Source organism: Streptomyces sp. PL-25 (assembly GCF_058344915.1).
Map to the genome: position 1 here is coordinate 3,172,162 of NZ_CP136997.1, position 12,376 is coordinate 3,184,537.

Annotated in this window: 14 protein-coding genes; 7 read left to right on the forward strand and 7 right to left on the reverse strand. The window is 72.4% G+C overall.

Annotation, left to right across the window (positions count from 1 at the left end):
- Positions 1 to 38 precede the first annotated feature (38 nt).
- Positions 39 to 1,802 (forward strand): arginine--tRNA ligase, encoded by a 1,764-nt coding sequence (gene argS, locus R4Z62_RS14115; RefSeq protein WP_389470910.1) that lies wholly within the window; start codon positions 39 to 41, stop codon positions 1,800 to 1,802.
- Position 1,803: 1 nt separating this feature from the next.
- On the opposite strand, the gene R4Z62_RS14120 is transcribed toward argS, so the two are convergent.
- Positions 1,804 to 2,211: an ATP-binding protein gene (locus tag R4Z62_RS14120; RefSeq protein ID WP_491519953.1), complete on the reverse strand. Its 408-nt coding sequence runs from the start codon at positions 2,209 to 2,211 to the stop codon at positions 1,804 to 1,806.
- A gap of 112 nt (positions 2,212 to 2,323) precedes the next feature.
- Between R4Z62_RS14120 and R4Z62_RS14125 the strand changes: the two genes are divergently transcribed.
- The 3 genes from R4Z62_RS14125 to R4Z62_RS14135 are packed head-to-tail and all read left to right on the forward strand — an operon-like array spanning position 2,324 to position 4,198.
- A complete protein-coding gene (locus R4Z62_RS14125; RefSeq protein ID WP_355483428.1) occupies positions 2,324 to 3,151 on the forward strand; it encodes a helix-turn-helix domain-containing protein in 828 nt (275 codons plus the stop codon).
- Complete coding sequence (locus R4Z62_RS14130; protein ID WP_355483426.1) at positions 3,148 to 3,387, forward strand: DUF397 domain-containing protein; 240 nt, start codon at positions 3,148 to 3,150, stop codon at positions 3,385 to 3,387. The genes R4Z62_RS14125 and R4Z62_RS14130 overlap by 4 nt, the downstream gene beginning before the upstream one ends.
- Positions 3,388 to 3,421: 34 nt before the next feature.
- Complete coding sequence (locus R4Z62_RS14135; RefSeq protein ID WP_381736825.1) at positions 3,422 to 4,198, forward strand: DUF4253 domain-containing protein; 777 nt, start codon at positions 3,422 to 3,424, stop codon at positions 4,196 to 4,198.
- Between the two features lie 21 nt (positions 4,199 to 4,219).
- Here the strand turns inward: R4Z62_RS14135 and R4Z62_RS14140 are convergent, their stop codons facing one another.
- From R4Z62_RS14140 to R4Z62_RS14150, 3 genes are all read right to left on the reverse strand, one after another.
- Positions 4,220 to 5,122 (reverse strand): SAM-dependent methyltransferase, encoded by a 903-nt coding sequence (locus tag R4Z62_RS14140; protein WP_491519954.1) that lies wholly within the window; start codon positions 5,120 to 5,122, stop codon positions 4,220 to 4,222.
- 34 nt (positions 5,123 to 5,156) lie between these two features.
- Positions 5,157 to 6,059 (reverse strand): SAM-dependent methyltransferase, encoded by a 903-nt coding sequence (locus R4Z62_RS14145; protein ID WP_491519955.1) that lies wholly within the window; start codon positions 6,057 to 6,059, stop codon positions 5,157 to 5,159.
- Positions 6,060 to 6,141: 82 nt separating this feature from the next.
- A complete protein-coding gene (locus R4Z62_RS14150) occupies positions 6,142 to 7,551 on the reverse strand; it encodes a helix-turn-helix domain-containing protein (RefSeq protein WP_491519956.1) in 1,410 nt (469 codons plus the stop codon).
- Positions 7,552 to 7,787: 236 nt separating this feature from the next.
- On the opposite strand from R4Z62_RS14150, the gene R4Z62_RS14155 reads away from it, so the two are divergent.
- Positions 7,788 to 8,546: a DUF4232 domain-containing protein gene (locus tag R4Z62_RS14155; protein WP_491519957.1), complete on the forward strand. Its 759-nt coding sequence runs from the start codon at positions 7,788 to 7,790 to the stop codon at positions 8,544 to 8,546.
- Between the two features lie 193 nt (positions 8,547 to 8,739).
- Positions 8,740 to 8,970, forward strand: coding sequence for a hypothetical protein (locus tag R4Z62_RS14160; RefSeq protein ID WP_382843155.1), 231 nt, complete (start codon positions 8,740 to 8,742; stop codon positions 8,968 to 8,970).
- On the opposite strand, the gene hemB is transcribed toward R4Z62_RS14160, so the two are convergent.
- On the reverse strand, positions 8,934 to 9,926 hold the full coding sequence (gene hemB / locus R4Z62_RS14165; protein ID WP_491519958.1) for a porphobilinogen synthase: 993 nt from the start codon (positions 9,924 to 9,926) through the stop codon (positions 8,934 to 8,936). The genes R4Z62_RS14160 and hemB overlap by 37 nt on opposite strands.
- Positions 9,927 to 10,048: 122 nt before the next feature.
- On the reverse strand, positions 10,049 to 11,005 hold the full coding sequence (locus R4Z62_RS14170; RefSeq protein WP_064534463.1) for a helix-turn-helix transcriptional regulator: 957 nt from the start codon (positions 11,003 to 11,005) through the stop codon (positions 10,049 to 10,051).
- An 82-nt stretch (positions 11,006 to 11,087) separates the two neighbouring features.
- Between R4Z62_RS14170 and R4Z62_RS14175 the strand changes: the two genes are divergently transcribed.
- Complete coding sequence (locus R4Z62_RS14175) at positions 11,088 to 11,477, forward strand: VOC family protein (protein ID WP_491519959.1); 390 nt, start codon at positions 11,088 to 11,090, stop codon at positions 11,475 to 11,477.
- An 88-nt stretch (positions 11,478 to 11,565) separates the two neighbouring features.
- Here R4Z62_RS14175 and R4Z62_RS14180 read toward each other — a convergent pair whose 3' ends face one another.
- Entirely contained in the window at positions 11,566 to 12,270 is a 705-nt protein-coding gene (locus R4Z62_RS14180) for a ricin-type beta-trefoil lectin domain protein (protein ID WP_381736833.1), read from the reverse strand.
- Between the last annotated feature and the right edge of the window lie 106 nt (positions 12,271 to 12,376).

Consider the following 12,376-nt stretch of genomic DNA (forward strand, 5'->3'; position numbering starts at 1 on the left):
GGACTCATTATCCCCAGACGAGAACGGCACCCATTCCTATGGCCTCGGTCACGTCCCTCACCGCCTCCGTCCACCAGCGTCTCGCGAACGCGCTCTCGGCCGCCCTGCCGGAGGCCGCCGCCGCGGACCCGCTGCTGCGACGAAGCGACCGGGCCGACTTCCAGGCCAACGGGATCCTGGCGCTGGCCAAGAAGGCCAAGGCGAACCCGCGCGAGCTGGCGGCGCAGGTCGTGGAGCGGGTGGTCACCGGTGACGTGATCGGGGACATCGAGGTCTCCGGCCCCGGCTTCCTCAACATCACGGTCACCGACAAGGCGATCATCGAGAACCTGTCCGCGCGGGTCACCGACCCGGCGGCCCGGCTCGGCGTGCCGCACGCCGACCACCCGGGCACCACGGTCATCGACTACGCCCAGCCGAACGTCGCCAAGGAGATGCACGTCGGCCATCTGCGCTCGGCGGTCATCGGCGACGCGGTCGTCCAGCTCCTGGAGTTCACCGGGGAGACCGTGGTGCGCCGCCACCACATCGGCGACTGGGGCACCCAGTTCGGCATGCTCATCCAGTATCTGGACGAGCACCCGCACGAGCTGGACCACCGGGCCGGAGAGGTGAGCGGCGAGGAGGCGATGTCCAACCTCGACCGCCTCTACAAGGCCGCGCGCAGGAAGTTCGACTCCGACGAGGAGTTCAAGACGCGCGCCCGGCGCCGGGTGGTCGACCTCCAGGCCGGTGACCCGCACACGCTCGCCATGTGGCAGAAGTTCGTCGACGAGTCGAAGATCTACTTCTTCTCCGTCTTCGAGAAGCTGGACATGGAGATCCGGGACGCGGACATCGTCGGCGAGTCCGGGTACAACGACATGCTGGCCGAGACCTGCCGCCTCCTGGAGGAGTCGGGCGTCGCGGTCCGCTCCGAGGGCGCGCTGTGCGTCTTCTTCGACGACATCCTGGGCCCCGACGGCAACAAGGTCCCGCTGATCGTCCAGAAGTCGGACGGCGGCTACGGCTACGCGGCCACCGACCTGTCCGCGATCCGCGACCGCGTCTTCAGCCTGAAGGCCGACACCCTGCTGTACGTGGTGGACGCACGGCAGTCCCTGCACTTCAAGATGGTCTTCGAGACCGCGCGCCGGGCGGGCTGGCTCGGCGCGGACGTCAAGGCCCGGCAGCTCGCCTTCGGCACGGTCCTCGGCAAGGACGGCAAGCCGTTCAAGACCCGTGAGGGCGAGACGGTGCGCCTGGTCGACCTGCTGGACGAGGCGATCGACCGCGCCTCGGCGGTCGTGCGCGAGAAGGCGCGGGACCTGTCCGAGCAGGAGATCGCCGAGCGCGGCGCCCAGGTGGGCATCGGCGCGGTGAAGTACGCGGACCTGTCGACCTCGGCGAGCCGGGACTACAAGTTCGACCTGGACCAGATGGTCTCGCTCAACGGCGACACGTCGGTCTACCTCCAGTACGCGTACGCCCGGACCCAGTCCATCCAGCGCAAGGCGGGCGAGGTCCGTCCGGTGGCCCACCCCGAGCTGGAGCTGTCCCCGGCCGAGCGGGCGCTCGGGCTGCACGCGGACCAGTTCGCGGAGACGGTCGCGGAGGCCGCCGCCGAGTACGCCCCGCACAAGCTGACGGCGTACCTCTACCAGCTCGCGTCCCTGTTCACCACGTTCTACGACAAGTGCCCGGTCCTGAAGGCCGAGACGCCGGAGCAGGTGGAGAACCGCCTCTTCCTGACCGACGCCACCGGCCGCACGCTCCGGCAGGGCATGGCCCTGCTGGGCATCCAGGCGCCCGAACGGCTCTGAGTCACCGAGCGAACTCGGCCCACACCACCTTGCCCGGGTTCCGCTCCCCCACGCCCCACTTGTCGCTGAGGGCGGACACGAGCAGCAGCCCGCGTCCGCCCTCGGCCGCGTCCGGGGGCCCCTCCGGGATGCGCGGCACGCCGTCACCGCTGTCGTGCACCTCGACGCGCACGACGGCGCCGTCGTAGCGCACCCGCAGGAGAAAGCCACGGCCCGGCGGTACGCCGTGCAGCAGCGCGTTGGTGGCCAGCTCGCTGGTGCACAGGGCCACGTCCTCGGCCCGCGTCCACTCGGCCAGCCCCCAGAACCGCAGCGCCCACTCGGACAGCCGCCGGGCGGCCGGCACGGACCGGCGGTCACGACGGTAGAACTGGTCGCGCTGGTAGGGGAGTTCGGTTGACTGAATCACGGGACGAATGTCGCGCAGAGTCACTACGCTGGATCAGTGAGTGAACCCGTACGCGTAATCTGTACGGGTCGGCAAGGGTCACCACGAGCGGGGCGTGGGGAGTTGGACCGGCATGAGCACCAAGAAGCAGCCACGGAAGAAGAACTTCTCGACGCTGAAGATGCTGGGCGCGCAGGTGCAGGCCGCGAGGAAAGCGGCCGGTTTCACGCAGCGCGTGCTGGCGGAACGGCTGATGGTGGACGAGGAGACCGTCGCCTCGATCGAGCAGGGCAGACGACCGCTGATGCCGGATGTCGCGGAGGCGATGGACGTACTCCTCGACACCAAGGGGATGCTGGCGGCCGGGGTGGACAAGCTGCCGGAGATCGACCAGTTCCCGATGTACGCCGAGCAGTACATGGTCCATGAGCGGGAAGCGGTCTCGCTCTCCTGGTACGACAACGCGGTACTGCCCGGTCTGCTCCAGACGGAGCCGTACGCGCGCGCCGTACTGTGCGAGCGGGTCCCCGCGTACGACGAGGACGAACTGGCGACGAAGCTCGCGGGACGCATCGGCCGCCAGGAGATCCTCCAGCGCAAGTGTCCGCCGACGATGAGCTTCATCGTCTGGGAGCCGGTGCTGCACCTCCGCGTCGGAGGGGACCGCGTCCGCCGCGAGCAACTGCGCCGCCTGCGCGAGTATGCCGAACGGCCGGGTATGTCCTTGCAGTTTCTGCCCATGCGGGCGCCCAGCAGCGCTGGTCTGGACGGTCCCTTCACCTTGCTGGAGACCTCGGACCACCAGCACCTCGCCTACACGGAAGGGCAGCGCGGGAGCCAGTGGGTGGCGGCCCCGGACGAGGTGTCCGTGCTGGCCCGCAAGTATGCGATGCTGCGGTCACAGGCCATGACTCCGGGGGAGTCGAAGGGCCTGCTCGACCGTCTGCTAGGAGATCAATGAGTACCTCACTTGAGTGGTTCAAGTCGAGCTACAGCGGAAGCGAGGGCGGCGCATGCGTTGAAGCCGCCTACACCTGGCGGAAGTCCAGCTACAGCGGCAGCGAAGGCGGGCAGTGCCTCGAAGTCGCCGCCTGCCCCCACACCATCCACATCCGTGACTCGAAGAACACGGAGGACGCGCCCACCCTCCGTGTCTCACCGGCGACTTGGGAAGCGTTCACCGACTCGGTCAGGTGAGGGATTGTCAGTGGCTGCGCCTACAGTCACTGGCATGGCGACTCTTCCGAATCCGCTGCCCAAGCTCGCCGCCGATCCGAGCGGGCGTTCCCTCGGGCTGCAACTGCCGCCCGGGAGCCTGATCGACGCGACGGACGACGGTCCGTGGCGCGAACCGCTGATGTGGTGCGCCGGGCGCGCCGTGGCGCCCGGCAACTGGGCGGCGCTGGGCGGGCCCGCCGCCCGGGTGGGCCTGCTGCCGGTGCTGCTGGATCTGAACGGCGGTCAGGGCGGCCCGGAGGACTGGGAGCTGATGCCCGGCGAGACGTCGTATCCGGGTGACCATGACGCCGAGGACGTGCTCGCGGAGTGCTGGCCGGAGTGGGCGGTGGAGCGGGCGGGCGAGTGGCCGGGGCTGGCCGAGCCGCTGTCGCTGACGGCCGCGCCGGACGTACGGGCGGCGGAGCTGGCGGACGCGCTCGCGGAGGGGCGGCCCTGGCTGAAGGACCCGCATCTGGCGCTGGTGCCCGCGCGGCGCAGCGCGGACATACCGGCGGCGATCGGCTGGAGCGGCCCGGTGAACCACGAGGAGGACGTGGCCCGGCTGTGCGCGGTGCTCCGCTCGTGGGAGGACCGCTTCGGCATACGGGTCGTGGCGCTGGGCTTCGACCACCTCACCGTGTCCGTGGCCGCGCCGCCCGCCACCCCCGCCGAGGCGGAGGCGGTGGCGGCGGAGCACTTCGCGTTCTGCCCGGACAGCGTGGAGGAAGGGCTCGATGCGTACGCGCGGACGCTGACGGGCGGCCGGTCCTGGCACTTCTGGTGGGACTGAGCGCACCGGCGGCGCCCCGGGCTACGGCTTGACGCCGAGTGCCGCGTACACGTTGATGTCGGCGTCGGTGACGTCGTCGATGGCGCGGTAGCGGACCTTCTCGATGTCGTCGAGGGTGTCGAGGTAGGCCGGATCGGGCTGTTCGGGGACGGGCGCGGCGTGGTCGGGGCGCCAGTGGTGGACGGGGACCACACCGGGCGCGGCCGTCTCCAGGCCGTTGTCCGTGAGGAAGCGGGCGACATCCGCGCGGGAGCGCAGCACGAAGGTGAAGCCGCGCTCGGTGTAGGCGCGCTGCACCGCGCGGACGTTCTCCGGGTTGAGGTCGTCGGTGAGGTGGCTGAGGACCAGCCGGCTCCCGGCGGGCAGCGCGTCCAGCAGTTCGCGGACGAGCGGGTACGCCTCCTCGTCCGCGACGAAGTGCAGGATAGCGACCAGGCAGAGGGCGATCGGCCGGTCGAAGTCGAGGGTGTTCGCGGCCTGTTCGAGGATGTGCGCGGGGTCGCGGAGGTCGGCGTCGATGTAGTCGGTGCGGCCCTCGGGCCCGGAGGTGAGCAGCGCGCGGGCGTGCGCGAGGACGACGGGGTCGTTGTCGACGTACACCACCCGTGCGCCGGGGTCGGTCCGCTGGGCGATCTGGTGGACGTTCTCGGCGGTCGGCAGGCCGGTGCCGATGTCGAGGAACTGGCGGATGCCGTCCTCGGCGGCGAGCGTGGTCACGGCCCGGCGCAGGAAGTCGCGGTTGTGCCGGACGTCGAGGTAACCGCGCGGGTTGGCGGCGAGTCCGGCGGCGGCCGCGGCGAGATCGGCCGGGTAGTGGTCCTTGCCGCCCAGGAAGACGTCGTAGACGCGCGCCGGATGGGCCCTGGTCGTGTCGATCCGGCCCCGGATCTCGGCGGGGTCCTGGCTGAGGGCGTCACCGGGCACGTCGTTCCTCCTGGGGTGCGAAGGGGTGGTGTGGTCAGGGCTTGCGGGCGATGGCCGCGTGGATGCTGGGGTCGCCCGCCGAGGGGTCGTTGATGTCGGCGTACCTGATCCGGTCGATCAGCTCCAGGGACTCCAGGTACTCCGGGTCCGGCACGCGCAGCACGGGCGCCGCGCCGTCCGGGCGCCAGTGGTGCACGGGGACGATGCCCGGCTCGGCGGGGGTCAGCCCGTTCTCGTCGAAGAACCGCTCGACCTGCTCGCGCGTGCGCAACACGAAGGTCATCCCGCTCTTCTTCAGGGAGCCGACCACCTTGGAGGTGCCCGCCGGGTTGAGGTCCTCGGCCAGATGGCTCAGGACCAGCCAGCTCCCCGGGGGCAGCGCCGCCAGCAGGTCGCGGACCAGGGCGTAGGCCGCCTCGTCCTCGATGAAGTGCAGCACCGCGAGCAGCACCAGCGCCACGGGCCGGCCGAGGTCGAGCGTGCGGGCGGCCTCTTCGAGGATCCGCGCCGGGTCGCGCAGATCGGCGTCGACGTAGTCGGTGCGGCCCTCGGGCCCGGAGGTGAGCAGCGCGCGGGCGTGGGTCAGCACGATCGGGTCGTTGTCGACGTAGACGACCCGGGTCTCGGGGGCCAGGCGCTGGGCGATCTGGTGGACGTTCTCGGCGGTCGGCAGGCCGGTGCCGACATCCAGGAACTGGCGCACGCCCTCGTCCCGTACGAGCGTGGTGACCGCGCGGCGCAGGAAGTCGCGGTTGTACCGGGCGGTGAGGAAGCCCCGGGGGTGCTGGGCGATGGCCCGCGCCGCCGCCTCCCGGTCGACCGGGTAGTGGTCCTTGCCGCCCAGCAGGACGTCGTAGACCCGCGCCGGATGCGGCTTGGTCGAGTCGATCCGGCTCCGCAGCTCGGCGGAGTCGGGGCTGAGGGCATCACCGGGCATGGCGCGTCTCCCTGGAAAAGTCGTCCGATCGCGAACAACCTAGCCGCCCACGGCACTTGGCCGCGCCCGGGGCCGGGTGCACTCAGCTCCCCAGTTCCCGTTCCCAGCCGTGGCCGCCCAGCGGGCTGACGTAGCGCGGACGGCCCTGCGCCCCGCTGGTGCGGAACGGCTTGCCGTGGTCGTCGACGCGGACGGTGCCGTGCCGGTCGCCGCTGGACCAGTCCAGCTCCAGGTACCAGCTCACGTCGTGCCCGGCGGTGTGCCCGTTGACGTAGAACACCTCGGGGTCGGACTCGCTGACCTTGTACGGGAAGTTCCGCTGTCCGCCGATGGGCTGGGCCAGCGGGTTGCCCAGGTCGAGTGAGACGTCGAAGGACTTGGTGTCCACCCCGCCGCCGCAGCCGTTGCTCATCGCGTACGAGTTCCACGTCAGCGGCGCGTCGCTGCGCACCACCCGCACGTGCAGCCCCTGGAGCACGACCGTCTCGGCGCCGCTGCCCTGCACGGTGAGCACGACCACCTGGCGGTCGGCGGCGACCGCGCCCAGCGGCGCGCCCCAGCCGACCACGTCCTGGAGTCCGGGCGGCGGCGGCACGTTCTTCGGGCTGCGGTCCACCAGGAAGCTCTGCTCGCAGGGCACGTCCCAGTAGTACGGGGTGACGCCGACCGTGATCGGCACGGTGTCCGGCCGGCCGTTCGTGAGGGGCGCGGTGGAGCGCGGGGCGGCCGGGGTGTGCCCGGGGGCCGGGGAGGACGGCGGGGCGGAGGCGGAGCGCGAGGGCGAGAGGGAGGGGGACGCGCTGCCGTCCGGGTCCCCCGGGGGCGTGGCGCTGGGGCCGCTGCCGGTGGCGGAGACCGCCGCCGCGGCGCCTTCGGCGGTGCCGGACGGATGGGAGCGGCCGCCCGGCACCAGGTGCACCACGAGCGCGGTCGCGGCGGCCACCGCCACGATCCCGGCGCCCGCGAGCAGGGCGGTGGGACGGCGGCGGGCGCGCGGGCCGCCCGCGTCCCGAGAGCCGGAGTCGGGACCGGAGCCGGAGCCGGGACCGGAGTCGGGACCGGAGTCGGGACCGGAGTCGGGACCGGATCCGCGGCGGGAGTCGGCTCTCGAGCCGGGACCGGGAAGGGCGGAGGCCGGGTCCGGCGCGGCCGGTGATCCGGTCCCGGCGGAACGGCCGGCGGGTGCCGTCTCGTCCGCCGCTTCCTCCTCCCCGGCCGCCGTCTCCCCGGCCGCCGGGCCCGCCCCCTTCGTCCCGCGCAGCGCGTCCGCGCGGACCCAGCGGCGGTGCAGTTCGAGGAGTTCGTCGGGGGTGGCCCGGCAGAGGCGGGCCAGCCGCTCGACGGGCGCGTAGTCGGTCGGTACGACGTCACCGCTGACGTACCGGTGCACGGTCGACGCGCTCATGTGCAGGCGCTTGCCGAGGGCCCCGTAACTGAGTCCGGACCGCTCCTTCAGCTCCCGCAGCAGCCCGGCGAAATCGTCCCCGGTCACCCTCCAGCCCCCTCCTCGCATCCCCGGACGGCGTCCCAGACGGTTGCCGTTCCCGCAGGTCAGACCCGCTTTTGGCGTTCCAGCGTCCCGGTTGCCCCGGCAGCTGTGGCCGCTGGGACGGATCCTCCCACAAGCTGTGGAGCAGCCGAACACGGCGCTCCCGGCCCACCGCCTCACGGCGACCGGTCGAGCGCCGTTCTCCACGGCCGTCCACTCAGCCCTACCGAGGAGTTCCCATGTCCGCTCGCATCCGCCGCACCCGCCGCACCCGGCTGTTCACCGCCGCCGCGATCGCCGCCGCGGCCCTGTCCCTGACGGCCTGCCAGAGCGGCGGCGACGACAACGGCGCGGGCGCCGCGTCCTCCGCCGCCCCCGCGGGTTCCGTACAGAACGAGCAGCCGTCGGGCGCCGCCTCCGCCGACGCGAAGGCCCCGGGCGAGACCGGCACCGGGACGGGCGCGGGCTCCGGTTCCGGCTCGGGTTCCGCCGCCGGGAAGGGTTCCTCCGTGAACGGCGGCACATCCAAGGGCAGCGGCAGCACCGGCGGTTCCGGCGCGGGCTCGCGGGACACCGGCGACTCCGACGCGTCCTCCGGGGAGCTCGCGAAGTGCGGGGCCAAGAGCCTGCGCTTCAAGGCCGCCACGGTCTCCCGTCCCATCAACCACCTGCTGATCACCGCAACGAACACGGGTTCGAAGACCTGCATGCTGCCCATGTACCCGGCGGCCCGCTTCGGCGAGGCGCAGTCGGTGCCGCCGGTGGCCGAGGAGACCAAGCCGCAGGCGGTGACCACGCTGGAGCCGGGCCAGTCCGGCTACGCGGGCGTGCTCCTGTCCGGCGACGGCGACCACGGGCACACCGTCAACACCCTGACGATCCCCTTCGACGACGGCTCCATCGGCACGGTCGCGCTGCCCGGCAGGAGCGTCTACGTCGACGACAAGCTGACGGTGACGTACTGGGAGAGCACCATGGGACCGGCCGTGGACTTCTGATCCACGTCCCGTACCGCATCCCAGAGGGACGCCGTCTGTGCAGGTCACAGGGGGTTGTGACGTTCCGGCGTCCCGCATCGGCGGCCGGTTGTGGCGCGGGGTCGTGCCCACGGATCAAGCTGGGCACGACCCGCCGCCGACCACGGCCTCCACCTCACAAGAACCGCTCGTGCCCGCCTCAGGGGGATCTCCCATGTCCGCACGTCCCACCCGCGCACGCCCCGCCCGCGCCCGCGTCCGGCTGCTCGCCGCGACGGTGCTCGTGCTCGCCGCCTCGGCCGCCCTGACGGGCTGCGACGACGGTGAGGGCGTACGCGACGAGGGGCCGTCCACGGACTCGGCGTCGCTGGGGCGGCCGTGTGCGACGGCCGCCGTCCAGCCCGGTCCTCAGCGCAGCTTCTGCGCGACCTCGACGGCCCAGTAGGTGAGGATGTTCCGCGCCCCGGCCCGCTTGATGCCGGTCAGGGTCTCCAGGATGGCCCGCTCCCGGTCCACCCAGCCCTTCTCGGCCGCGGCCTCGATCATCGAGTACTCACCGGAGATCTGGTACGCGGCCACCGGCACGTCCACCGCGTCCGCGACCTCGGCCAGGACGTCGAGGTAGGGACCGGCCGGCTTGACCATGACCATGTCGGCGCCCTCCTCCAGGTCGAGGGCCAGCTCGCGCAGCGACTCGCGCAGGTTCGCCGGGTCCTGCTGGTAGGTCTTGCGGTCCCCCTGGAGCGAGGAGCCGACCGCCTCGCGGAAGGGACCGTAGAAGGCGGAGGAGTACTTCGCGGTGTAGGCGAGGACGGCGACGTCCTCCCGGCCGATCTGGTCGAGCGCGTCGCGGATGACGCCGATCTGCCCGTCCATCATCCCGCTGGGGCCCACGACATGGGCGCCCGCGTCGGCCTGGACCTGGGCCATCTCGGCGTACCGCTCCAGCGTCGCGTCGTTGTCGACGCGGCCCTCGGCGTCCAGGACACCGCAGTGGCCGTGGTCGGTGAACTCGTCCAGGCACAGGTCGGACATGACGAGCAGGTCGTCGCCGACCTCGGCCCGCACGTCGCGCAGCGCCACCTGGAGGATCCCGTCCGGGTCGGTGCCCGCCGTACCGGCGGCGTCCTTCCTGGCCTCCTCCGGCACGCCGAAGAGCATGATCCCGGAGATCCCGGCGGCGACCGCCTCGGCGGCGGCCTTCTTCAGGCTGTCGCGGGTGTGCTGCACGACCCCGGGCATCGCCGTGATCGGCACCGGCTCGGCGACACCCTCGCGCACGAAGGCGGGCAGGATGAGATCGGCCGGGTGCAGCCGGGTCTCGGCGACCATGCGCCGCATGGCGGGAGTGGTGCGCAGCCGACGAGGTCGCGTACCGGGAAAGGATCCGTACTTCGTCATGTCCCCTACGCTACGCCCGCCCCGGACGCCCTTTTGCCGACGCCCTGTCGACCCCGGCGGCCCCTCCGCACGACGGAACCACCACCTCGCACGGCCCCTCGGTGGAGCCTGATCCGGGGCGGTCAGTCCTCCGGCTGGGCGGCCAGCAGCTCGCGGGCGCGGCGCACCAGCGCCTCGCGCACGGAGTCCGGGTCCAGGACCCGCAGGGGTACGGCCAGACCGAGCAGGTACCCGGCGAGGCCGTCCGGGTCCGGGCCGCCGATCTCGACGACGGTGGCGCCGGGGCCGTCCGGGCGGTGGGTGCCGACGGTCGCCGGGACCAGCCGCAGCGCCTGTTCCAGGGGCAGCGGGAGGCGGACGGTCGCGGTCAGCGGGTAGGGGCCGTTGGCGGTGGAGCGGGAGACGAGCTGGGCCGGGTCGGGCGGGTCGGTCAGCTCCACCGGCTGCCCGGTCGGCTGGAGGCGCTCGACCCGGTCGGCGCGGAAGGTGCGCCACTCGTCGCGGTCCACGTCCCGGGCGACGAAGTACCAGCGGCGGCCGGTGTGCACGAGCCGGTGCGGATCGACGTCCCGGACGGTGGACCGCCCCTTGCCGTCCCGGTACGCCAGCCGGGCGCGCTCGGCCCGGCGGCAGGCGGCGGCCAGCTCCAGCAGCATCCCGGAGGTGATCTGCGGCTCGGCGGTGCGCGGGGTGTGCACGAAGGCCGCGTCCATCTCCTCCAGCCGCTCCGCGATCCGGCGCGGCAGCACCTGGCGCAGCTTCAGCAGCGCCGACAGGGCGGCCTGGTCGCCGCCGAGCGCCCCGCTCAGCGCGGCCTCGCGCAGGCCCACGGCCACGGCGAGGGCCTCCTCGTCGTCCAGGATCAGCGGCGGCACCCGGGACCCGGCCCGCAGCCGGTAGCCGCCCCAGGGGCCCGGTTCGGACTCGACGGCGTAGCCGATCTCCCGCAGCCGGGCGATGTCGCGGCGCACCGTGCGCTCGGTGACCCCGGTGCGCTCGGCCAGCTCGGCGCAGGTCCACGACGGCCGGGCGGCCAGCACGGAGACCAGCCGCAGCAGCCGGGCGGACGCACTGATCACGCCGGAAGTCTTCCACAGCCGCCGCACGGCCGGACGGACGACCAGGACCGGAACTGTCCGGGTTCCGTCCTACGGTCCTCGCATGAGCACCGAGAACAGCGCATCCGCACCCGCGTTCCGCTACGCCGCCGTCACCTTCGACTGCGCCGACCCCGCCGAACTGGCCCGCTTCTACAGCGAGATGCTCGGCCTTCCCGTCACCTTCTCCACCGAGGACTTCTTCTTCCTCTCCCGCGAGGGCGCCCCCGGCCTCGGTTTCCACCGCCTCGCCGACTACCGCCGCCCCACCTGGCCGGACGGCGGCCAGGGCAAGCAGGCCCACCTCGAAGTGGGCGTCGACGACCTGGACGCGGCCGAGGCCCATCTGCTGGCGCGGGGCGCGGAGAAGCCCGGCCACCAGCCCTCCCCCGGCCGCTGGCGGGTCCTGCTGGACCCGGCGGGCCATCCGTTCTGCGTCACGACCCTGGTCTGAGGCACCGGCCTGCGCGCCCCCTCGTGCGAAGGAGCCGGTCCCGCTCCCCCCGGGCGGGACCGGCTCCGGTTCACGCCCGGTCACGGGGTCAGGGGGTCACGACCCACTTCTGGTTGGCCGCGCCGTTGCAGTCCCAGATGCCCAGCTGGGTGCCGTTGGCGGTGTTGAAGCCCAGGTCGTCGAGGCACTTGCCGGAGTTCTCGTTCCGCAGGGAGCCGTCGTTCTGGAGCACCCACTTCTCGCTCTGGCTGTCCGCGATGCAGTCGTAGATCTCCACCTTGGTGCCGTTGGCGGTACCGGCCCAGACGACGTTCAGGCACTTGCCCAGCGCCCGGACCGTGTGGTCGTCGCCGATGGTCCACCACTGCGCGTTCGTGCCGTTGCAGTCGTAGATCTGGACCGGGGTGGCGACCGTGGTCTTGCCGCCCTTCACGTCCACGCACTTGCCGCCGTAGCCGACCAGGCGGCCCTGCTTGCCCGAGACGCCCACGACCACCGCGTCCAGCAGCTTGCCCACGTAGGAGCGCGGCAGCGAGCAGACGGCCGTCGAGGTGCCGTTGCCGGTGACCAGGCTGCCGTACACCTTGTAGTCGACCGGCGTCCCGCCCTGGACGTAGAAGCAGCCGGCCTCCGCCCGCCACACCGTGCTCGGTGCCACCCCGCTGCACGACACGGCACCGACCGGGCCGTTGCGCTGGGCCGAACAGCTCCCCGGGCTCGCGGCCTGTGCGGTGCCGGGGAGGACGACCACGGCCGTCAGCACTCCCAGCAGAGCCGTTCCCGAAGCCGACACGGTACGTCTGACGCTACGTCTCACAGTCATGCGCCTCTCTGTTCGTTCACGTCTGGTCACGTCTGTTCACGAAAGCGGTGCAAGTGCGTTTTTGGAGCATCGGAAG